The following is a 20470-nucleotide window of genomic DNA, read 5'->3' on the forward strand; positions in this document are numbered from 1 at the left end:
GGTCTTTTTACTAGCTTTGCTGCTTAATATTCGGCATTACCCATGAAAATCTCCGTTGAACTTACCTTGACTCCTCTTCAGGACAATTTTGAACCTCCGATTATAGCTTTTATCAAAAAGTTAAGGGCATCTGGCCTGCAGGTTCTTGAAAATCCATTGAGTACCCAAGTGTACGGAGATTATGATGAAGTAATGGGCTTGCTTCAATCCGAAATAAAGCAAAGCTTTGAGCAATTGGAACATGTGGTGTTGAGCATGAAGCTTGTAAAATCTGACCGAAGCGGGTATGAGCCACATTTTTGATTGGATTTTTTCGCAATACCAAGGCGTTCCAACGCATATTGTTGTATTGGAGCTGATCAGTGTGGTCTTTGCGTTGCTCAGTGTATGGTATTCCAAACGGGAAAATATCCTGGTCTACCCTACCGGAATTGTTGGAACTGGAATTGCAGCATATATTTTGCTTTTTTATGGTTTACTGGGTGATATGCTCATCAACACCTACTATTTTATCATGAGCATCGTTGGGTGGTACCTGTGGACTAGAAAAGTAGATGAAACCCATTTTGTTCCCATTACAAAAACCACGAAAAATGAGAAAAAATGGTCAGTTCTGTTGTTTGTGGGAACCTTGATTTTTGTCTCCATTGTTTATACGGCGGCAGATAAGTTCAATGTGTGGACGGCCTATGTTGATACCATAACAACAGCCATTTTCTTTGTTGGGATGTGGTTAATGGCCAAGAAAAAACTGGAGAACTGGGTATATTGGATTATAGGGGATGTAATTACTGTACCCTTGTATTGGTATAAGGGACTAATTTTTAGTTCCCTGCTCTATTTTTTGCTAACCATAATTGCCATTTATGGCTATAAGGCATGGAAGAAAAACTTGGGCAAGAGCCCTCAGACCTTGTTAAAGTAGTGCTTTTTGGACCCGAGTCCACCGGCAAGACTACCCTTTCCCAGCAGCTCGCAAGGCAGTACAATACGGTATGGGTTCCAGAATATGCCCGCGAATATTTGCAGAACAAATGGAACAATGAACGGAAAACTTGCGAGCCCAAGGACCTATTGCCCATTGCGGAAGGACAGATTAGACTGGAGAACGAGTTGACCAAAAAAGCATCAGACGTCCTTATTTGTGATACAGATTTATTGGAAACCAAGGTGTATTCAGAGGCTTACTATTTGGGCTACTGCGATCCAGTTCTGGAAAAGTATGCGCTGGAAAACACCTATGACCTGTATTTCCTAACCTATATTGACACCCCTTGGGAAGCGGATGATTTACGGGATAAGCCCAATGAAAGGGAGCGAATGTTTGCATATTTCCATGATACCTTGAAAAAATATAATCGGAATTTCGTTATCTTGAAGGGAGATAAGAAAACAAGGCTAACAGCCGCAGTCCAACACATTGATAAACTTCTCCAAAAAGCATGATCAACCTAAGCCAAAAAGACCTGGAACAGCTTCAAAAAAAAGGTGTTTCCCAGGAAAAAGTCAATAACCAAATCGCTACTTTCAAGGCGGGAATCCCATTTGTGAACCTGGTAAAGGCTGCTGTTGTTTCCGATGGGATATTGCAATTTAACCAAGCTGAGCAAGCTGAGCATATTGCCTATTTTGAAGGTGCAAGGGGGGACCTTGAGCTTTTGAAGTTTGTGCCTGCTTCCGGAGCCGCATCCAGAATGTTCAAAGCCACCTTTAATTTTTTGGATGCCTTTGACCCATCCAAAGAATCCTTGGAATCCTATCTGGACAGCACAGGGGATGAGGCGATGAAAAAGTTTGTTGAAGCAATGGAAGCCTTTCCGTTTTATAAGCTAATTATGAACAAAATTCAAGGCAAAGCCGCCTCCAAAGATGAGGAAGCCCATCTGTTTGTCAAGGAAATGTTGGTTGCGGATGGTTTAAACTATGGATTTTATCCGAAGGGATTGCTCCCTTTTCACCAATATGGGGAAGTTGGCGCAACGCCTTTTGAAGAACACTTAAAAGAAGCTGCCTTGTATGCCAAAACTGGTGGGAAGGCCAATTTGCACTTTACCATTTCTGAGCAGCATGACGCGATGTTCAAAGCGGAGCATGCTTCGGCAGGACCAAGGGTCTCCAACAATACCAATACGGAATTCAGTGTTTCTTATTCCAATCAAAAACCTTCTACGGATACTGTGGCCGTTGACATGGAAAATAAACCCTTTAAGAATAGCGACGGTAGCATTTTGTTCAGGCCTGGGGGTCATGGGGCGTTGATTGAGAATTTAAATGATCAAGATGCCGATATCATCTTTATAAAGAACATTGACAACGTGGTCATAGATCAAAATCTGGAAGCTGTTTCCAATAGCAAGAAGATGCTCGCAGGAGTTTTGAAAAGGGTCCAGGATAAGGCGTTTGCATACGCTAAACAACTTGATCAGGGAAGTGTTTCCGATGCAGAAAAGGAGGAAATAAAGTCCTTTTTGGAGCAAGAGCTCAACGTTCGTTTTGAAGAAAACTATAATGGCTTGGATTCCCAAGGGCAATTGGAAGCCCTTAAAGATAGAATTAACAGGCCTATACGTGTATGCGGAATGGTCAAAAACGAAGGAGAACCTGGTGGGGGCCCTTTTTGGATCAAGGATGACCAGGGCAACGTATCGCTTCAAATCATCGAATCGGCCCAAATAGATATGGCCAATAGTGAACAAGCTTCCATTTTGAAGAATTCAACCCACTTTAACCCCGTTGATTTGGTGTGTGGAGTCCGCAATTATAAGGGAGAAAAGTTCAATCTACTTGAATTTGTGGATGAAAAACAAGGATTTATTACGGAAAAGACCAAAGAAGGGAAAGCCCTCAAAGCTCTGGAACTACCAGGTCTTTGGAATGGCGCCATGGCGTTTTGGAACACGCTTTTCGTTGAAGTGCCCTTAGTGACCTTCAATCCCGTAAAAACGGTAAATGACCTTCTAAAGCCAACACATCAAGTATAATCCCTTCTGAAATAATAAGATAAAGCCCCTTTTTTGGGGTTTTTTTTTGACCCAATGTGACCTATCAAAAAAAATAGTGTCTTATAAGTACAAGGGTATAACGAGAGCACCCTGCTCTCTGAAAAATATAAAGTACCACTAAGCTTGGACGCTTAGTTTTTTGGTTGGTTGATTTGGTTAAAAGGTCGTACGTAGTACGACCTTTTTTTGTGACCTATTTGAAAAATAGGTGTCCCATATATCAGAAACACTGAAAATGCTATTTACCATAGTTCTGACATTGAGCATTTTGTCATTTCTCATAGCTCTCATCTTGGTGGTACCTTTTTTGAGAAGGGAATACAGGGCAAAAAAATTAAAAGAAAAAGGATAATGCTATGCAAACACTAACCATGCGTTGTCCATAACGCCAGCGATCATATCTCTTTGTAGTATGGGGCGGTGATACGCTGGCAATTCTAAGGCTGCTTCGGCAGCCTTTTTTTGTGTAAAAAGTAACCAATTTAGGAGTTGGGATATACATAATTACACACTTCCTCTACAAGCTGAAATCCAATAAACAACTGATAATCAGTATTTATGATAAGTAGTGGATTGGAATAAGCTTGATGGCATCAATTTTTCTTTGGATAAAGCACGTTTAATTTAAAAAATAGAATACCATGAAAAATTTGATTTTAACCACTGTTTTGTCCTTTGTTGGTCTATCGGCTTTTGCCCAAGATGTAGCTATCAATGAGGTTGAAAGTGTTACTACGGAGATTGCCCTAACCCAAGACTTTCAAGAAATTGATGTTGCGGACCTCCCGGCCGCGGTTATAACGGCCGTGAAAAAAGATTATCCAACTGCAACCATTAACAAGGCATATAAAAACGAATCTAATCAGTTCAAATTGGAACTATCCTTAAAGGATGGGGCCTCCGGAACTGTCTATGCAGATGCCGATGGTAATTGGATAGAGCTATAGGCCGAGTTTGATTAACGTGTTAGGTTAGTTTGGTTAGTTAGGGGCCTGCAATTGCAGGCCTCTTTTTTGTGATTTTTTTACCAAAGTTTCAACATCTTAAAGTACTTCGGTATCGTATATCAGATACTGAGATATGCCCAAAATCTTAATCATTGAAGATGACACTGCATTTAGCCAAATGCTACAAAAGTTTTTGGCCAGACATCATTTTGATGTTACCCCAAGCTCCAACTTAAAGGAAGCTGAGTCCGCTCTTGATCAAGATAATTTTGATCTTATTCTTTCCGATGTTAGACTTCCGGAAGGGGACGGGGTTTCCTTTTTGTCCGAAATAAAAAAGAGACATCCACATACACAGGTAATTTTGATGACCAATTTCGCAGAAGTAAAATCTGCGGTGAAGGCCATCAAAAAAGGGGCGTTCGATTATTTGGCCAAACCATTTACTCCTGATCGGATGTTGGAGGTTATTCAGAAAGCTTTAGCTGCCAATCATGTAAAGGAGAAGGCTTCAATTTCATTGAAAAGACACAACGAAGTTGTGTTGAGGTATGATCCAGTGCACCTTACCGGCCAAAGCGAGGCTTCATTGAAATTGCAACAGTACATTTCCTTGGTAGCCCCTACAAATATGTCGGTTTTGCTTATAGGGGAAAGCGGCACGGGCAAGGAAGTAACTGCTAGGACGATTCATAAATCCAGTGCCAGGGAAGGTAAAAGTTTTATAGCTGTAGACTGCGGTGCTATACCCAAGGAATTGGCATCCAGTGAGTTTTTCGGACATGTGAAAGGCAGCTTTACCGGGGCGATCGAAGATAAAGTTGGTTTTTTTGAAGCAGCCAATGGAGGAACCCTTTTTTTGGATGAAATTGGCAATCTGTCCTATGAAAACCAAATTCAATTGCTACGGGCAATTCAAGAGCGAAAAATTAAGCGGGTGGGCAGTACCAAGGAAATTCAAATTGACGTACGGATTTTGGCCGCAACCAACAGGGATTTGACCGAAGCGGTGAGCCAAGGAAATTTCAGGGAAGATTTGTTGCATAGGTTAAATGAGTTTACACTGACCATACCTTCTTTGCATAGTCGTGGCGAGGACTTGTTCTTATTTGCCAACTTCTTTTTGAAGCTTGCCAATTCGGAACTTGGAAAAACAATTGAGGGTTTTTCAGAGACGGTGAGGCAAAGGATGATCCAATACCATTGGCCAGGGAATCTTCGGGAACTTAAAAATGTGGTCAAGCGTTCGGTGCTGTTCACTCAAGAGGGATTAATCCAGGAAAGTGCTTTGCCGCAAACTTTGTTTTCAACTGATTTGCAACGGAAGGAGGAGAATTTCTCCAAACAAGAATATGAGAAGGATTTGATCCTCCGAGTATTGAAAAAAACCAATTTCAATAAAAGCGAGGCGGCCAAACTTCTTAAAATGACCCGCAAAACATTGTATAATAAAATTAAACGGTATCAGCTGAAAGTGTGACCAAATAGGCTTGCATTTGTTTTTTCACCAGCAAGAATTCCGTTTTCAAAGTGGTTATTACTTCCTGCAATTCCGCCACAGAATAATGAGATTCTGCCCGTTCCAATGCTTCCAAGATTGGAAGCATGGAATAAATCTCCAGCTGATGGAACATGGGAAGCATTTTATGGCCAATGTTTTCAATGGATTTGAGGTCCTTCTTTAAGGAGGCATTGTTTAAATGTTCAAGGTTTTCATGGGTCTCTTCCAAAAATGTTGTAAGCACTTCATGCAACGCTTTGTCATCATCAACAAAAGAGTTGATTCGATCTGTACTAAATAGATTCTTAGGGTTTGCCTGCACTCTTGTAGGCGTACCAAAATCTTGCAAATTGGAGTTGGAAAGTTGGAACAGGACTTCCAATAACTGATGATTGGAAAATGGTTTTCGCAATACTTTGCTAAACCCAGCTGTTTTAAATTGTTTGTGGTCCAGATTCCTACGCCCTGTCATGGCGATAACAGGTTGACCACTATAGCTCTTAATATGTCCACCCTTAAGGGCCTTTACTATTGAAAATCCGTCATCCTCGGGCATCTCAATATCAGTCAAGATATGGGTATAATCAACGGGAGGAGCCATGCTAAATGCACTAAATGATGAAAACGTAGTGCATTCAATTTTTTGAATTTTACAGATTTCCGAAATAAGGGACAAAAGTGTTACATCGTCGTCAATTACCACTAAACGAATCGTTTCTCCATTTTGAAGCTCCAGTGTTTTTTTGTTCGGCTCAATTTTTTTGAGACTTGGTTTCCAAGGCAGCTTAAGCGTAAAAATGCTGCCTTTGTTCACTTCACTTTTAGCTGTTAATGTACCGCCCATGAGAAGAGCCAATTTCTGGGAGATGGTCAAACCAAGACCATATCCGCTATGTTTATGGGCCTGATCGTGATCTGCTTGAACAAATTCCTCAAAAATAGATTTCAGTTGGTCTTTATCAATTCCAATCCCAGTATCGATTACCTGAATTTTCAAATAGCTTTTATCTTTTTCAATGGCTAAAAATGCTTTAACGGACACATGGCCCTCGTGCGTAAATTTAAGGGCGTTGGCTATGAGGTTTGTCAGTATTTGACGTATTCGAAAAGAATCCCCAACCAGTGGTCTTGACGTTGATTCATCCAATTCCAATAACAAAGGCAAATTTTTATAAGTTTCAAGACCTTTAAATCCCTGGATTACTTCCCTCAAGAGAGTAGCGGGACTAAAAGGTTTGTTTTCAATCTCCACTTTTCCGGCCTCCAGTTTGGAAAAATCCAACAGGTCGTTGGTGAGATGTTCCACATAATCGGAAGCTGATTTTAATTGTTTGAAGTAATCCAGCTGCAATGGGTTTTCCGATTCTTGTTGCAATAGTTCCGTATAGCCTTTAATGGTAGTCAATGGCGATCGTAGATCATGGCTTACAGTGGCAATAAGCTGTTCCCTGCTCCTTAGCAAGGATTCTGACCATTTTTTTTCTTTTTCCAGTCGTTCACGGTACAATTGGACTTTCCAGTAATCATTGGCAGTCAAAAAAGTAAAAAGTAAGATCGTAATCAGACCTAACAGGCCCACGACCCAAGCCCATTGCGTACTTCGCCTTAACATTCGCTGTCTTCCCAGGTTCTCATTTTGGGCATCCTGGAATATATCCTGTTCAAAGGAGGCAATGATCTCTCTAAGTTTTCTAGAAAGTTCCAGATCATTCCTTTGGATTTGGAGCTCTTTGTGAAGCAATGAACGCTCGATTTTTGAATGCTCTTTCTTGGCCTTGTGCAGGATGGTTTTGGAAAAATCGAGAATGGAATCCACATTGGATTTTTCGGTCGCTTCTGATCTGGTTCGTGGAATGTTTCGGTTGAGAATGGCAACATAGTCCTTAATTGACCTTTGCGTGGCTGGGGGAAGTTGGTGAAAATTGGGAACCAATTGTTCGGGGGTAATTCTGCCCAAATCCATTTCCAATCGGCCCAATGCCATAAGCAAGGAGTCAATGGGTGCTTGATCGTTTTCCTGTTGCTTTAGTTTCCGCAGTTCAGCATTGTTGTAGACTTTTTGTTGAAGCAGGTCTTGGACACTGTCCAGTTTTTTAATTTGAAGATCTTTCTGGATCAACCCCTTAAGATCCTCCAATATCATCAAAATGGAATCTACTTTTTTTGCATAAGAAAGAAATGTGCTCCTTTTCTTGTCCTGTAGAGCCAGTTTGGATGAGTTCTCGGCCTCATAAAGCGCGGTTAGCAGTTGATTGGTGTGGAATAATTTATCATCGCCGACTTCCTTTGGTTGTGAATCTAAATAGGTATTAAACTCGGAATAGATAAAAAAGGCGCCTAACACGATTAGACTACCCAATATAATATAACCGGATAAGAGCTTTAATGTGAATCTATTTTTGGACTTTGGGGACATTCCAAGGCATTACCTTATTATATACGGAAAATTGGGTCGCTCCCGTTCTTCAAAAAGTGTTAATTATGTTACTTTTTTACTATGATAACTTAGTTGGAGGTACTACATTTGTGCCATCTCAAAGGGGTGCTTTTTTAAAAGGCTGAGATTATACCCAATGAACCTGGGCGGGTAATGCTGCCAAGGGATTGCGCTTAGCGCATCTTGGAATTTCTATGTTTCTTTAGAAACACAAATCAATTGTTAACCAGAATAATGGCCCCTTTTATTCGTAAAATTTTTTACGGATGAAACCATTTTGTTCAAAGCGACAGCCAAAAAAACACATACGGCGCTGTGCTAAAACACTATTTTCAACTTTGGCCCTTTTTGGGCTGGCACTTTCCGCAAGTGCACAACAAAACCCAACAGATTCCCTGAAAGGGAAAAAAATCGTCCTCGATGAAGTGTTGGTACAGGCCGTTAGGGTCACCAAGGAGTTTCCCATTACGTTTTCCAATTTGGATCAGGAAGAGATTGCACCACGAAACTTGGGACAGGACATTCCTATTTTAGTGAACTACCTCCCTGCTGTTGTAACCACTTCAGATGCTGGAGCCGGGGTGGGATATACAGGTATTCGTGTAAGGGGAAGTGATGCTACCCGGGTAAACGTAACCATCAATGGAGTACCCTACAACGATGCCGAATCGCATGGCACCTTTTGGGTGAATATGCCCGATTTTGCCTCTTCTACGGAAAGTTTGCAATTGCAACGCGGAGTCGGAACATCAACCAATGGGTCGGGTGCCTTTGGTGCAAGTTTGAACATTCTTACCGATGCATTTTCAGAAGAAGCCTATGGTAGAATATCTTCGTCCATTGGAAGTTTCAACACCCTGCGAAACAATGTCAAATTCAGTACTGGACTTATTAATGAGCACATAGAACTTTCTGGTCGGTTGTCCAGAATTACTTCAGATGGTTATATAGACAGGGCAAGTTCTGAGCTCGATTCGTACTTTCTTCAAGGGGCATACAAGGATGATAATACCTTGATCAAGGCCTTGCTATTCGGAGGGCACGAGGTCACCTACCAAGCTTGGTTCGGGATAGATGAAGCCACACTTAATTCAAACAGGACTTTCAATCCTGCTGGAATGTATACCGATGAGAATGGGGTGACCCAATTTTATGATCGGGAAGAAGATAATTACAAGCAAGACCATTTTCAATTGCACTGGAACGAAAGATTGAACCCAAGATGGAACGCCAATATTGGTTTGCACTACACACGTGGCAGAGGCTATTTTGAACAGTTTAAAGAAGATGACGACTTTGATACCTATGGTTTTGAACCCATTACTGTGGATGGAGAAACAGTAAACACCACGGATTTGATCCGAAGAAGATGGTTGGACAATGATTTTTATGGAACGGTTGTGTCGTTGAATCACCAAAACGAAAATCTAAATCTTATCATTGGAGGAGGATATAATGTGTATAAAGGAGACCATTTTGGTGAGGTCATTTGGGCCAGGTTTGCTGGGAATAGCGGCATCAGGGATCGCTATTACGATGACAACTCGACCAAAACGGATGTTAATACCTACGTAAAGGCCAATTATAAATTGGATTCCCAATGGTCCGTTTTTGGAGATGTCCAATACAGGGGAGTAGGATATGAAGCCAATGGAGAAGATACTGGTTTAGTGGATGATACCTTCAACTTTTTCAACCCAAAAGCAGGGATCACTTTCGATTTAAACCCAAACCACAACTTTTACCTGTCGTATGCAAGGGCAAACCGGGAACCCAACCGGAACGATTATGAAAATGGAAGTCCAAAACCGGAAAAGCTCAACGATTTTGAATTGGGGTGGCGCTATGTTTCGCCCAGCTTTCAGTTGAATGCCAATGCATACTACATGCGATACAAAGATCAATTGGTGCTTACAGGTGAATTGAACGATGTAGGGGCACCTTTGAGGGCCAATGTTGGGGACAGCTACCGTTTGGGCTTGGAATTGGATGCTAACATAGCGTTGGGCGATCAATGGGCCCTCAGACCCAACATTGCTTTGAGCGATAACAGAAATGTGGATTTTGTTTTCCAAAGAGATGGGGTGATACAAGATTTGGGGAACACCAAAATAGCCTATTCTCCGAATATCTTAGCAGGTAACATCCTTGCCTTTATGCCATCGGAGGAGCTTCAGCTGTCCTTACTGAGCAAATTTGTAGGGAAACAGTATATGGGAAATATCGATTCTGAGACATCGGAGCTGGACAGCTACACCCAAACAGATTTGAATATCCAATACGTGATCGAGACCAATTCCTTTGTGAAGAGCATTGTGCTTTCTGGATTGGTGAACAATATTTTTGATGCCGATATTGTTTCCAACGGGTATTTCTTTACTTACGATGACGACTTTTCCAATCCTGGAACCATTACAACTATAGAAGGGGCTGGTTTTTACCCACAAGCAGGTATCAACTTTTTGTTGGGAGCCACGGTGAATTTCTAAAAAGAACTAAATACAATTGAGAAAGGGATTCTGTACATTTATGATCATGACAGAATCCCTTTCATTTTTCAATAAGACCCCCATTCGATGGGGTGTGATTGGCTGCGGTGGCGTGGCCGAGAAAAAAAGTGTTCCAGCCTATCAAATGGCCAAAGATTTTGAAGTGGCCATGGTCATGCGTAGGGACGCCGACAAAGTGGAGGACTATGCCGGCAGACATCATGTTCCGCATTATACTACCAATGCCCAAGAGGTGATAGAAAGTCCAGAAGTGGATGCCGTGTATATTGCAACCCCTCCGGATTCACATAAGGAATACGCTCTTTTGGTTGCCAAGGCGGGGAAACCTTGTTGTATTGAAAAACCTATGGCACCAACCTACGCGGACAGCTTGGCCATTTATAAGGCATTTGAGGAAAAAGGGTTGCCTCTATTTATTGCCTATTACCGAAGATCGCTGCCCAGGTTCAATCAGATAAAGCAATGGTTGGATGAAGTAAAGATTGGGGAGGTAAGACATATTCATTGGCAAAAGACCAAACCTCCATCAGAAGTGGATTTAAATGGAACATACAATTGGAGAACGGATAAGCTGGTAGCCCCAGGAGGCTATTTTGATGACTTGGCTAGCCATGGGTTGGATTTATTTGTACATCTCTTGGGAAACATTCAAAGTGCACAAGGCTTTGCGGCTAATCAACAGGGATTGTATAGCGCCCATGACAGTATAGCAGGTAGTTGGGTTCATGAAAATGGAGTTACAGGGACTGGAGCTTGGAACTTTGCCTCGCATCACAGGGAAGACAGGGTTGAAATTTTTGGTTCCAAAGGAAAAATCACTTTTGCTGTGTTGGATGAGGCCCCATTGGTTCTGGAATGCGGGTCTGAAAAGACAGCATTGGAAATACCCAACCCCGAGCACGTACAACAATACCACGTCCAAAACATTCAGGATCACCTTATGGGATTGGGGCAACACCCATCCCAAGGAAATTCTGGACTTCACACCAGCTGGGTCATGGATAAAATATTGGGCAATTAGTTGGATATTGTCACAACGTTTCCACTTTGTGTGGCCCTATAGAACAGAAGATCATAATAGCGGGTGCCGTCATCAGGTCTGTTCAATTGCTGGCCTGTGAATAGGCTATAGGTGAAATCTTCGCAAGAGCAGGTCACATTCTGACCGTCGATGGTCATGGTGGAGCAACTATTTGGAGTGTGGTTGGGACAGCTGGCTTCAAAAGCAAAAAAAGTGTCCAGTCCGGTGCGCATTACAAAAGCTCCCCGTGTCCCCACTCCGTTATTTCCTACATAAACAGGATTGCCAATAGTATTCAGGTTATTATACAATGGCAAATTTAGATTCAGATCAAACCGAAAATTGACCTCTTGCAAATAAGGATTTCGGTTGGTGGGATCAGATTCACAGGAGATTAGGAAAAATAACAAAAGACAGCCCCAGATGTACTTCATAGCGTGGATTTCATGGTATTACAGCGGCAAAATTGGGCAAAAATTGCCTATATTTGCGTTAAATCCTCGCAAAAACTATGCTTGACATAGTTCCAGTTGAGGATTTTTTGTATTTGTACCGAAAAAGCGCATTGGGAAAATAAACACATTTTCCTCAAATGTTCTTTTGCATTAAAAAATGACGATATGAGTAAAATATCTTACTATACAGCTGAGGGATTAAAAAAACTTAGGGAAGAACTAAACCACCTTAAAGATGTGGAGCGCCCCAAGGCATCACAGGCTATTGCTGAGGCTAGGGACAAAGGAGATTTGTCTGAAAACGCTGAGTATGATGCAGCCAAGGAAGCCCAAGGACTTTTGGAGATGAAAATTTCCAAAATGGAAGAAACCTTGTCCAACGCCCGCTTGATAGATGAATCCCAATTGGATACCTCCAAGGTTTTGGTTTTGTCCACAGTAAAACTCAAGAATCAGACCAATGGAATGGAGATGAAGTATACCTTGGTCGCTGAAAGTGAGGCCGATTTGAAAGCAGGTAAGATTTCAGTAACCTCACCCATAGGGAAAGGGTTACTGGGGAAGTCTGTTGGGGAAGTGGCCGAAATCCAAGTACCCAATGGAACGTTAAAGTTTGATATTTTGGAAATCACCCGAGAATAAAACACATTTAATTGTATAATTTTAATCCCGTCCATTGATGGGATTTTTATTTCAAACCAAACAAAACCAAACCTAATGCCCAGTATTTTCACCAAAATCATCAATGGGGAGATTCCCTGCTATAAAATTGCCGAGGACGCAGACAATTTTGCGTTTTTGGATATCAACCCCAATGCCAAAGGCCATACCTTGTGCGTGCCTAAAAAAGAAGTGGATAGATTGTTGGATTTAGATGAGGAAGCCTACCTAAAACTCATGGCTTTTTCCAGAAAGGTGGGCCAGGCCATTGAGGCGGTGGTTCCCTGCGAAAGGGTAGGCATGAGCGTTATTGGGTTGGAAGTGCCCCACGTACACGTACATCTAATTCCATTGCAAAGCATGAAAAATGCAACCTTCCAATATAAGGAATCCTTGACTCCTGAAGAGTTTGAAAAGGTAGCCGAACAAATTAGTGGCGCCCTTAAATAAGTCCCTCCATTCTCAAATAGAATCCACCGACTACTAAGGCCAAGATCAAAATAAGAAGTATATAGAATAGGGTGGTGAATCGTACCTGGGGCCGGTCGGGTTGAACCAGTTTGTTGTAATAGTCAAACACCCTCTCAATATCCTCTGTCCAGTTAACGGGATAGATAATGGAGTAACATTTCTTACATTTTATTTCATGGCTAACCACATCCGTGGTCCTATGAAAAAATGGATTGAACGTATGCTTCTGATAGAAGGTAAGCTTAAGCTGCTGGTTAAAACATTCGGGGCAGTTGTTGGTAATTTCAGCTTCCTTTATCGCAATTTGTTTTTCTTTTGCCATGGCATCTAAACATTTGCTTTGAGGGAAATTTGCATTATTGTTCCTTCTTTACTTGACGAAAATACTTTAATTTTTCCTTTGTGGTATTCTTCCACAATTCTTTTTACCAAAGAAAGCCCTAGGCCCCAGCCTCTCTTTTTGGAAGTTACACCCGGATTAAAAATATTCTGGAAATCGCTTTTTGGAATCCCATGTCCGGTATCCGAGACCAAAACGTGTACGTATTGACCCTTCTGTTCAATTTGAATACTGATGCTCCCTTTACCCTTCATGGCATCTATTCCGTTTTTCACCAAATTTTCAATGCTCCAATTGTAGAGTGGAGGGTTCAACATCACGGGAAGCTTTTCAATCTCTGAAGTAAAATCAAAATGAACCAACTTGGAGCTTCTTCGCTTAAGATATTGATAAGCTTTTTCAGTTTCTGATACAATATCGTGTTCTTTTAATTCAGGGGTAGATCCAATTTTGGAAAACCGCTCCGTAATAGTTTGCAAACGGATAATGTCCTTTTCAATTTCCTTGGTAATGTCGGGATTGATATCCTCGGATTTCAATAGTTCGTTCCACCCCAAAAGCGAGGTAAGTGGAGTTCCGATTTGGTGGGCTGTTTCTTTGGCCATTCCCGCCCACAATTTGTTCTGTTCCGAGGCCTTGTTGGTCTTGAAAAAGAAGAAAATGACCGCTCCGAACAGGAAAATGATCAGTAATAGGGCCAAGGGGTAATACTTGAGCTTGTTCAACACCTCCGAATTTCCATAGTATAAAGTTTCCAAAAGTTCCCCTTCCTGGACAATGTGGATAGGTTCGTTTTCACTGGCAAATTGCCTAATTTTTCGTTGGATGTAGGCACTGTCTGATGCCCTTTCTGGGGCAATATTGTGTGTTTTGATAGACCCTTCCTCATTTACCAAAATCATGGGAGTGGAAGTGTTGTTCCCCATAACCTTTAGGGTAAGATTCCCCAATTCTTGGTCTACCGAGGATTGAATGAGCTCCAATTGGGCAGTGGCCCAAATCTCCATTTTAAGTCGTTCTTCCTCTTTAAATTTTTTGAAAAAACTATTGGTGTTCCACAGGATGAGACTTACAATGACAAAAGCGGAAATCAAGAGGGTGATGTTGGACGCTTTGTTTTTGGGGCTGAAGTTCATGCTTTGGTGGAATTCTGATTAAAGATAGGAGAAAAGTGAGAATTTGTTGATAGTTCGGTATGCTTGGTCGTTTTTATTGGAAGGCATTTTATGTATTTTTGGGGCTTATTGAAAATAGCATATATGGAAGTTCAGGGTAGAATAAAAATGATTGATGAAACCAAAACCTACGGTAATAACGGTTTTAGGAAAAGAGAAATTGTAATAACCACGGAAGAACAATATCCTCAGCATATTTTGGTGGAATTTGTTCAGGATAAATGCGATTTACTGAACAACTATAGTGTTGGACAGCAAGTGAAGATCAGTATCAATCTAAGAGGAAGGGAATGGGTAAATCCCCAGGGAGAGACCAAATATTTCAATTCCATTCAAGGATGGCGAATAGAAAACTTGGAAGCTGCCCAACCTTCTGCCGATATGCCACCAGTACCACCCATGGAGGCTTTTGAACCTGCCGATGACCTAAACGAGGAAGATCACGACGATTTGCCATTCTAAACCATTTTGGCACTTACCCAGGTAATAGAACGTATGTTTAGACGGTATTTACCGTCGCCGTTCACCATTGCCATTCTGTTGACCATGCTTACCATGGTCTTGGCCTTTTGCTTTACAGAGAACCGCTCAGAGGGGAGTCACATAGTGGCTATTCTATCCTATTGGGAAGACGGTGTTTGGAACAATGGGCTTTTGGTGTTTGCATACCAAATGATGCTCATTTTGGTTTTGGGCCATGTGTTGGTGTTGAGCAAACCTATGGAGCGACTCATCCTTCGGATTACCAAACTGGTCACCTCTACTTCCAATGCCGCGGTTCTGGTAGCTCTTCCTACCATGCTGGTTGCTTTTTTTAACTGGGGACTTGGGCTCATTTTTGGGGCCATTTTGGCAAGAAAAGTGGGTGAGTTCGCCCAGGCCAACAATATTCCCATCAATTATCCTTTGGTCGGGGCCGCAGGCTATGGTGGATTAATGATTTGGCATGGGGGCATTAGCGGATCCGCCCCTATAAAAGTATCCGAAGCTGGGCATCTGAGGGAGTTGATGCAAAATGTTTCGGACAATGCACTTTTTGACCAGTTACCAGAATTGATTTCAACCTCAAGTACAGTTTTTAATCCGTGGAACTTAGCCCTGTTCGTCTTGGTAGTGACAGCCATAACCTTGACTGTTTATTATCTAGGGAAAAAAGCCAAACCTACCGTAATGAACCTGAAGGAATATAAGTTTCAGTCCATCCAAAAGGAGAATTTGGAAGGGGCAGAAAAGTTGGACTATTCCAGAATAGCAGCTTCTATTTTCGGTATTTTGATTTTACTGACCTTTTTGATTCAATACTTTCCGGCCCTTCGAAAATTGAACATTACCCCTAATATGCTCAACTTTTTTATGTTGGGCTTAGCCATAATTTTGCATGGAAGCTTTAAGAGCTTTTTAAATGCGATTGAAGAAGCCATCGGGGATACTACTGGAATTCTGATACAGTTTCCCTTGTATTTTGGAATTATGGGGATTATGGCCAACAGTGGAATGATCAATGGGATTTCCGACTTTTTTGTATCCATTAGTACAGAAACAACACTTCCCATATTTACCTTTCTCAGTGCAGGCCTTGTCAATATTTTTGTGCCAAGCGGAGGAGGTCAATGGGCTGTACAGGGACCATTGGTTCTGGAGTCTGCCCTGCAATTGGGTGTACCCTTGCCCAAAGCCATAATGGCCTTGGCCTATGGAGATCAGGTTACCAATATGCTACAACCCTTTTGGGCGCTACCGCTGTTGGGAATTACCAAGTTGAAGGCCAAGGAGATTCTTCCCTATACCCTAATCTTCATGTTTGTAGGATCCCTAATCTATATTGCAGGACTTTTGATCTGGTAAACTTTTCATTAAATTTATAGAAAACTGCTTTGGAAAATGGAAAAGGATGGAATCAACATCCCATTACACTTTTTGGGTGACCAATTGGAATTTCCGCCCGTCCAGATGGCCAGTTCTGATGGTCTTTTGGCCGTAGGTGGGGATTTATCCCCTGAACGTCTTCTATTGGCCTATAAGAATGGCATCTTTCCTTGGTTCAATGAGGATGCGCTGATTCTCTGGTGGAGCCCCGACCCAAGAATGGTACTCTTCCCCCAAAAGGTAAAAGTGTCCAAGAGTATGCGGAAGGTCATGCGGAGCCAGCAATTTTCCTTAACACAGAACCAATGTTTTGAACAGGTTTTGGATAATTGTGCCCAAGTGGAACGAAAGGACCAGGAAGGAACCTGGATTACCCCAAATATGAAGTCGGCATACATGGAACTATTTCAAAGAGGTATTGCCCGATCTTTGGAAGTCTGGCAGGAAAACACCCTTGTAGGCGGACTATACGGCGTGGATTTGGGTCATGTGTTTTGTGGAGAAAGCATGTTCAGCCTAACCTCCAACGCTTCCAAATTTGCCTTCGTAAAATTGGCAGAGGAATGTCTAACAAAAAACTACAAACTTATAGATTGTCAAGTGCATACACCCCATTTGGAAAGCCTTGGCGCAGAACTCATTTCCAGGGCGGACTTTATGGACCGCCTAAAGGGATAATTGCACACCTGTGAGCAGAAATAAGATATGGTCCGGTTGTTTAGCCGTATAGTTTTCAGCTCGATATTGTGTGCCCACAAGTAGTTTAAAACCTTTATCAAACTTCCAGCCCAATTGACTTGTGACACGGGCATCATATTCCGGGGAAGAACTTTTGGCAAAACTGGCCAGACCTTCTAAACTGACAACTAGAAAAGGCTCTCCTAGATTCAATTTTTCACCCTTTAAAGGAAAGTCCACTGCAAATCGATAACGGAAACGATGAATGGTCATTAATTTGGTGATTCGCTGTTCCGATCGGAAACGATGTCCAAAACGAACTACTAAAGGCTTTTGGGTAAAATTAAATTGTTGCACGAGTCTTAGCTCGTTGGGATTTTGCTCAAATAAATCCCTGTAACGATACTGGATGCCAAGGGCAATACTCTGATTATCACTGAGCTCCAATTTGGAAAAATGTACCAAATCCAAATGTCGGCCCCTGAACCCAGATTCGCCTTCGTCCACAAAATAAATACGGTGTGCCAAGGAGAGATTATGGGAATAGGTTCCAGAAACCTTATAATTGATAGCCATTTGAGGTTGCCAGAATCCAGTGAATTCCCCTTGCCCCCAAGATAGCAAGGGCAACAGACAAAGCACCAATCCAATAGGCCATTTAATAGAGGATATGGTCATAGTTGGATGTGAATGATTGACGTAACTTTAACAGTGTTCCTTCTGAATTGAACAAAGCTTCATATGTCTTGAATTGTTGCTTGTCCTTGGCAGCAAAAACCAATTCGTAATTGATGTAGGATAAAATCAAATTCTGAAATGCCTGTTGCATTACTTTTTTGGAATCCCGATCCTTGCAAGGATACTGCTGCTGTATTTTTTTGATTCTGAATTTTTTGAATTTGGAAGTCAACTGATTGGTCATGTTGTTCCAACTGTTATCCGGGATATCCCCTTTTTGGATGATAAACTCAACATCTTCCAAAAGTCCTTGTTCATTGAATTCTATGCTGTAGTGGAGTTTTCGGTTTTTAAATTTTACCTCATAGCTTCTTTTGGTGCTATCCTGCTCGTGATAAAACCGTACTCTTTTTGCATCTTCTAGATAAGGGGAAACCAATTCAAGCGAATTGGACGGAAATTGTGCTCTCGGAATCCTGGTTTCTTGCTCATATTTACCCTGGCCAGACAGCTTTAAGGCCGCGGCCAAGAAAATAGTGAGCAAAATAAGTCTAGACTTCTTCATATCTAAAACAACCCATCTCGTGATCATTGACCATTCCTGTGGCCTGCATAAAAGCATAAATTACCGTGCTTCCAACAAACTTGAATCCCCGCTTTTTCAAATCCTTGCTTATGGCGTCGGAAAGTGGGGTTGTAGCAGGGCAATCTTTGTAGTTGTTCCATTTGTTTTTGATGGCTTTCCCATCAACAAATCCCCAAATGTAGGCACTAAAGCTTCCAAATTCCTTCTGAACGTCCATAAAGGCTTTTGCGTTGGATACCGTTGCGTGGACTTTCAATTTGTTTCTGATGATTCCGGAATCGGCCAAGAGTTCATCAATTTTATCTTGGTTGTACCGGACAATTTGTTCGTAATCAAATTGGTCAAAGGCTTTTCTGAAGTTTTCCCGTTTTCTCAAAACGGTAATCCAGCTCAGTCCCGCCTGAAAGGTTTCCAATACCAAAAACTCAAAGAGTGTAGGGTCATCCTTAACTGGAGTGCCCCATTCCTGATCGTGGTAGGCTTCGTACAGCTCATCCCCTTCGCACCAACCACATCGATGTTTAGCCATAAATAGGTTTTTGTTTAAAGATAGGGGAAATTGATTTTTTTTATGGAAAGTAAAGCTGGCGTAAAACAAGATTTGTTTCACCAGTGGATTTTAAAACAATTGTATAACGAAAAGATATAGGGGCATGCCCAATGTGATGTTAAAGGGAAAGGTCAAGGCCAGGGCCATGGGAACATAAAGACTTGGGTTGGCCCTTGGAGCAGCAATCCGCATGGCTGCGGGCACCGCTATATAGGAAGCGCTTGCGGCAAGGATGGCAAATAAAAATCGATTGCCAATACTTTCCGTGATGAACTGACTGGACCATGCAACCATACAACCATTGATAATGGGAAGTCCAATAGAGAAAACCAGTGCAAACCATCCTTTGTTTAAAAAGGAGGTCAATTTTTTACCACTGGTGATTCCCATATCCAGAAGGAATACGGCCAAAAATCCTTTGAAAATATCTGTGGTAAACGGTTTTATCCCTTCGGCTTGATGTTCATTGGCCAAGAAACCAATGGCCAAACTACCCATAATAAGTAGTACGCTGCCGTTGGTAATGGAATGGTGTAAAACCTTCCCAAAATTGCTTTCTTTTTTGTTCCCTTTTTTAAAGAAGGCCATAAGTAGTACCCCAATGATGATGGATGGGGCTTCCATGAGTGCCATAACGGCCACCATGTGCCCACCAAAGGAGATGTTTTCCAACTCCAAAAAGGAAATTGCGGTCACAAAAGTGACCGCACTAACAGATCCATAAGCAGCTGCAATGGCACCTGAATTTTCAACACTAAACTTTCGTCTTAAAATAAAATAGGCAATAACAGGGACTGAAATGGCCAACAGTATTCCAAATAGCAGGGACCAAACAATTTCCATGCTAAATTGACTGTGGGATAATTCCAGCCCCCCTTTAAAGCCGATGGCGAACAACAGATACAAGGAAATGAATTTGGAGGAGTTGGGAGGAATTTCCAAGTCACTTTTAAGTTGAACGGCTATAATGCCCAAGAAGAAGAACAATAATGCTGGATTCGTCAGATTGTCCAAAAGCAGATGTAGGTCCATATTAGTTTTCCAATGTGATGTTTAGGATTCCGTCGATTCTCAATCTTTTTCCTTCGCTTCGGACACTGTTGATAAAGTCTTTTGCGATGACTTTCTCCCTTTCCAATTCTTGAATCCTGCCGTCAGGATAATTGGTATTGGCGTCCCGATCACCTTCGCACCAGGAAATTCGTTGAAGTTTGTGAAAATTGATTTTTTCGTCCAACAACGAAGTGATTACATCCAAAGCCTCAGAGGCTGTAAAGCTTCCATCGACCAATTGGATTTTTTGATCTGTTTTTACCAATGTTTCCATGATTTCTGTTTTAAAATTTGATTATGATTTTTTGGTTTGACTTTCTCCCAGCATATGGATGGACATTAATCCAAACACGATGGACATGGAAATGGCCAGCCAGCCAAAAAAGAGAAAATCGTTAAGTGCGGATAACACTAGGATACCACCAAACATAAAACCTGTGATGGCGTAGTAAAGCGGGTAATACCTTTGTTTGCTGTTGGAAATCTCCTTTTGGGATTCCAACTTTTGAACTTGGGTGAGTTTGTAAAGCATGTCTAATT

Annotated in this window: 23 protein-coding genes; 13 read left to right on the plus strand and 10 right to left on the minus strand. The window is 41.7% G+C overall.

All coding sequences use genetic code 11. The features are described from left to right. The first annotated feature begins 42 nt into the window (after positions 1 to 42). From ACRHOZ_RS09850 to ACRHOZ_RS09875, 6 genes are all read left to right on the plus strand, one after another. Positions 43 to 303, plus strand: coding sequence for a YkoF family thiamine/hydroxymethylpyrimidine-binding protein (locus ACRHOZ_RS09850; protein WP_431125167.1), 261 nt, complete (start codon positions 43 to 45; stop codon positions 301 to 303). Then, positions 287 to 925, plus strand: coding sequence for a nicotinamide riboside transporter PnuC (gene pnuC / locus ACRHOZ_RS09855; RefSeq protein ID WP_431125169.1), 639 nt, complete (start codon positions 287 to 289; stop codon positions 923 to 925). Before ACRHOZ_RS09850 ends, pnuC begins: the two co-directional genes overlap by 17 nt. Further along, on the plus strand, positions 880 to 1446 hold the full coding sequence (locus tag ACRHOZ_RS09860) for an AAA family ATPase (protein ID WP_431125171.1): 567 nt from the start codon (positions 880 to 882) through the stop codon (positions 1444 to 1446). Before pnuC ends, ACRHOZ_RS09860 begins: the two co-directional genes overlap by 46 nt. Continuing rightward, positions 1443 to 2981: a DUF4301 family protein gene (locus ACRHOZ_RS09865; protein ID WP_431125173.1), complete on the plus strand. Its 1539-nt coding sequence runs from the start codon at positions 1443 to 1445 to the stop codon at positions 2979 to 2981. Before ACRHOZ_RS09860 ends, ACRHOZ_RS09865 begins: the two co-directional genes overlap by 4 nt. 662 nt (positions 2982 to 3643) lie before the next feature. Further along, positions 3644 to 3949: a hypothetical protein gene (locus tag ACRHOZ_RS09870; protein ID WP_431125174.1), complete on the plus strand. Its 306-nt coding sequence runs from the start codon at positions 3644 to 3646 to the stop codon at positions 3947 to 3949. Positions 3950 to 4082: 133 nt separating this feature from the next. Next, positions 4083 to 5429 carry a sigma-54-dependent transcriptional regulator gene (locus ACRHOZ_RS09875; protein WP_431125175.1) on the plus strand — a complete coding sequence of 449 codons (1347 nt, stop codon included), beginning with the start codon at positions 4083 to 4085 and terminating at the stop codon, positions 5427 to 5429. On the opposite strand, the gene ACRHOZ_RS09880 is transcribed toward ACRHOZ_RS09875, so the two are convergent. Further along, positions 5404 to 7794, minus strand: a complete 2391-nt coding sequence (locus ACRHOZ_RS09880) for an ATP-binding protein (protein ID WP_431125177.1) — start codon at positions 7792 to 7794, stop codon at positions 5404 to 5406. The two genes, ACRHOZ_RS09875 and ACRHOZ_RS09880, sit on opposite strands and share 26 nt — an antisense overlap. A gap of 359 nt (positions 7795 to 8153) precedes the next feature. Between ACRHOZ_RS09880 and ACRHOZ_RS09885 the strand changes: the two genes are divergently transcribed. Beyond that, positions 8154 to 10376: a TonB-dependent receptor gene (locus tag ACRHOZ_RS09885; protein WP_431125179.1), complete on the plus strand. Its 2223-nt coding sequence runs from the start codon at positions 8154 to 8156 to the stop codon at positions 10374 to 10376. 46 nt (positions 10377 to 10422) lie between these two features. Beyond that, entirely contained in the window at positions 10423 to 11418 is a 996-nt protein-coding gene (locus ACRHOZ_RS09890) for a Gfo/Idh/MocA family protein (RefSeq protein ID WP_431125181.1), read from the plus strand. Here the strand turns inward: ACRHOZ_RS09890 and ACRHOZ_RS09895 are convergent. Then, entirely contained in the window at positions 11415 to 11852 is a 438-nt protein-coding gene (locus tag ACRHOZ_RS09895) for a Rieske (2Fe-2S) protein (RefSeq protein WP_420401092.1), read from the minus strand. The two genes, ACRHOZ_RS09890 and ACRHOZ_RS09895, sit on opposite strands and share 4 nt — an antisense overlap. A gap of 186 nt (positions 11853 to 12038) precedes the next feature. Between ACRHOZ_RS09895 and greA the strand changes: the two genes are divergently transcribed. Then, on the plus strand, positions 12039 to 12515 hold the full coding sequence (gene greA / locus ACRHOZ_RS09900; RefSeq protein ID WP_420401091.1) for a transcription elongation factor GreA: 477 nt from the start codon (positions 12039 to 12041) through the stop codon (positions 12513 to 12515). A 75-nt stretch (positions 12516 to 12590) separates the two neighbouring features. After that, a complete protein-coding gene (locus tag ACRHOZ_RS09905; protein WP_431125184.1) occupies positions 12591 to 12983 on the plus strand; it encodes an HIT family protein in 393 nt (130 codons plus the stop codon). On the opposite strand, the gene ACRHOZ_RS09910 is transcribed toward ACRHOZ_RS09905, so the two are convergent. Continuing rightward, the gene (locus ACRHOZ_RS09910) at positions 12976 to 13326 is read right to left on the minus strand and encodes a hypothetical protein (RefSeq protein ID WP_431125186.1); all 351 of its coding nucleotides are present in this window, start codon (positions 13324 to 13326) and stop codon (positions 12976 to 12978) included. The two genes, ACRHOZ_RS09905 and ACRHOZ_RS09910, sit on opposite strands and share 8 nt — an antisense overlap. A gap of 5 nt (positions 13327 to 13331) precedes the next feature. Then, a complete protein-coding gene (locus ACRHOZ_RS09915) occupies positions 13332 to 14480 on the minus strand; it encodes a sensor histidine kinase (RefSeq protein ID WP_431125188.1) in 1149 nt (382 codons plus the stop codon). Positions 14481 to 14603: 123 nt separating this feature from the next. On the opposite strand from ACRHOZ_RS09915, the gene ACRHOZ_RS09920 reads away from it, so the two are divergent. Genes ACRHOZ_RS09920 through aat form a run of 3 tightly spaced genes read left to right on the plus strand, consistent with a single transcriptional unit; the run spans position 14604 to position 17063 of the window. Further along, positions 14604 to 14981 carry a DUF3127 domain-containing protein gene (locus ACRHOZ_RS09920; protein ID WP_420401087.1) on the plus strand — a complete coding sequence of 126 codons (378 nt, stop codon included), beginning with the start codon at positions 14604 to 14606 and terminating at the stop codon, positions 14979 to 14981. A gap of 6 nt (positions 14982 to 14987) precedes the next feature. Continuing rightward, the gene (locus ACRHOZ_RS09925; protein WP_431125191.1) at positions 14988 to 16364 is read left to right on the plus strand and encodes a short-chain fatty acid transporter; all 1377 of its coding nucleotides are present in this window, start codon (positions 14988 to 14990) and stop codon (positions 16362 to 16364) included. A 36-nt stretch (positions 16365 to 16400) separates the two neighbouring features. Next, entirely contained in the window at positions 16401 to 17063 is a 663-nt protein-coding gene (aat, locus tag ACRHOZ_RS09930; protein ID WP_431125193.1) for a leucyl/phenylalanyl-tRNA--protein transferase, read from the plus strand. On the opposite strand, the gene ACRHOZ_RS09935 is transcribed toward aat, so the two are convergent. The 6 genes from ACRHOZ_RS09935 to ACRHOZ_RS09960 all read right to left on the minus strand — a co-directional run bounded on the left by ACRHOZ_RS09935 (position 17052) and on the right by ACRHOZ_RS09960 (position 20462). Next, the gene (locus tag ACRHOZ_RS09935) at positions 17052 to 17741 is read right to left on the minus strand and encodes a DUF2490 domain-containing protein (RefSeq protein ID WP_431125195.1); all 690 of its coding nucleotides are present in this window, start codon (positions 17739 to 17741) and stop codon (positions 17052 to 17054) included. The two genes, aat and ACRHOZ_RS09935, sit on opposite strands and share 12 nt — an antisense overlap. Next, positions 17722 to 18306 carry a hypothetical protein gene (locus ACRHOZ_RS09940; RefSeq protein ID WP_431125197.1) on the minus strand — a complete coding sequence of 195 codons (585 nt, stop codon included), beginning with the start codon at positions 18304 to 18306 and terminating at the stop codon, positions 17722 to 17724. Before ACRHOZ_RS09940 ends, ACRHOZ_RS09935 begins: the two co-directional genes overlap by 20 nt. Beyond that, on the minus strand, positions 18293 to 18856 hold the full coding sequence (locus ACRHOZ_RS09945) for a DNA-3-methyladenine glycosylase I (RefSeq protein WP_431125199.1): 564 nt from the start codon (positions 18854 to 18856) through the stop codon (positions 18293 to 18295). The genes ACRHOZ_RS09940 and ACRHOZ_RS09945 overlap by 14 nt, the downstream gene beginning before the upstream one ends. Before the next feature lie 90 nt (positions 18857 to 18946). Continuing rightward, the gene (locus ACRHOZ_RS09950) at positions 18947 to 19909 is read right to left on the minus strand and encodes a sodium-dependent bicarbonate transport family permease (protein ID WP_431125201.1); all 963 of its coding nucleotides are present in this window, start codon (positions 19907 to 19909) and stop codon (positions 18947 to 18949) included. A gap of 1 nt (position 19910) precedes the next feature. Next, complete coding sequence (locus tag ACRHOZ_RS09955; protein ID WP_431125203.1) at positions 19911 to 20204, minus strand: hypothetical protein; 294 nt, start codon at positions 20202 to 20204, stop codon at positions 19911 to 19913. Between the two features lie 21 nt (positions 20205 to 20225). Next, the gene (locus ACRHOZ_RS09960) at positions 20226 to 20462 is read right to left on the minus strand and encodes a hypothetical protein (protein WP_431125205.1); all 237 of its coding nucleotides are present in this window, start codon (positions 20460 to 20462) and stop codon (positions 20226 to 20228) included. Positions 20463 to 20470 lie beyond the last annotated feature (8 nt).

Source organism: Flagellimonas flava, assembly GCF_050617915.1.
Lineage (GTDB): Bacteria > Bacteroidota > Bacteroidia > Flavobacteriales > Flavobacteriaceae > Flagellimonas > Flagellimonas flava_A.

Coding starts and splice junctions, on each gene's coding strand:
- ACRHOZ_RS09850 (WP_431125167.1), top strand. CDS start 43: ATGAAAATCTCCGTTGAACTTACCTTGACTCCTCTTCAGGACAATTTT.
- pnuC (WP_431125169.1), top strand. CDS start 287: ATGAGCCACATTTTTGATTGGATTTTTTCGCAATACCAAGGCGTTCCA.
- ACRHOZ_RS09860 (WP_431125171.1), top strand. CDS start 880: ATGGAAGAAAAACTTGGGCAAGAGCCCTCAGACCTTGTTAAAGTAGTG.
- ACRHOZ_RS09865 (WP_431125173.1), top strand. CDS start 1,443: ATGATCAACCTAAGCCAAAAAGACCTGGAACAGCTTCAAAAAAAAGGT.
- ACRHOZ_RS09870 (WP_431125174.1), top strand. CDS start 3,644: ATGAAAAATTTGATTTTAACCACTGTTTTGTCCTTTGTTGGTCTATCG.
- ACRHOZ_RS09875 (WP_431125175.1), top strand. CDS start 4,083: ATGCCCAAAATCTTAATCATTGAAGATGACACTGCATTTAGCCAAATG.
- ACRHOZ_RS09885 (WP_431125179.1), top strand. CDS start 8,154: ATGAAACCATTTTGTTCAAAGCGACAGCCAAAAAAACACATACGGCGC.
- ACRHOZ_RS09890 (WP_431125181.1), top strand. CDS start 10,423: ATGACAGAATCCCTTTCATTTTTCAATAAGACCCCCATTCGATGGGGT.
- ACRHOZ_RS09895 (WP_420401092.1), bottom strand. CDS start 11,852: ATGAAGTACATCTGGGGCTGTCTTTTGTTATTTTTCCTAATCTCCTGT.
- greA (WP_420401091.1), top strand. CDS start 12,039: ATGAGTAAAATATCTTACTATACAGCTGAGGGATTAAAAAAACTTAGG.
- ACRHOZ_RS09905 (WP_431125184.1), top strand. CDS start 12,591: ATGCCCAGTATTTTCACCAAAATCATCAATGGGGAGATTCCCTGCTAT.
- ACRHOZ_RS09910 (WP_431125186.1), bottom strand. CDS start 13,326: ATGGCAAAAGAAAAACAAATTGCGATAAAGGAAGCTGAAATTACCAAC.
- ACRHOZ_RS09915 (WP_431125188.1), bottom strand. CDS start 14,480: ATGAACTTCAGCCCCAAAAACAAAGCGTCCAACATCACCCTCTTGATT.
- ACRHOZ_RS09920 (WP_420401087.1), top strand. CDS start 14,604: ATGGAAGTTCAGGGTAGAATAAAAATGATTGATGAAACCAAAACCTAC.
- aat (WP_431125193.1), top strand. CDS start 16,401: ATGGAAAAGGATGGAATCAACATCCCATTACACTTTTTGGGTGACCAA.
- ACRHOZ_RS09935 (WP_431125195.1), bottom strand. CDS start 17,741: ATGACCATATCCTCTATTAAATGGCCTATTGGATTGGTGCTTTGTCTG.
- ACRHOZ_RS09940 (WP_431125197.1), bottom strand. CDS start 18,306: ATGAAGAAGTCTAGACTTATTTTGCTCACTATTTTCTTGGCCGCGGCC.
- ACRHOZ_RS09945 (WP_431125199.1), bottom strand. CDS start 18,856: ATGGCTAAACATCGATGTGGTTGGTGCGAAGGGGATGAGCTGTACGAA.
- ACRHOZ_RS09950 (WP_431125201.1), bottom strand. CDS start 19,909: ATGGACCTACATCTGCTTTTGGACAATCTGACGAATCCAGCATTATTG.
- ACRHOZ_RS09955 (WP_431125203.1), bottom strand. CDS start 20,204: ATGGAAACATTGGTAAAAACAGATCAAAAAATCCAATTGGTCGATGGA.
- ACRHOZ_RS09960 (WP_431125205.1), bottom strand. CDS start 20,462: ATGCTTTACAAACTCACCCAAGTTCAAAAGTTGGAATCCCAAAAGGAG.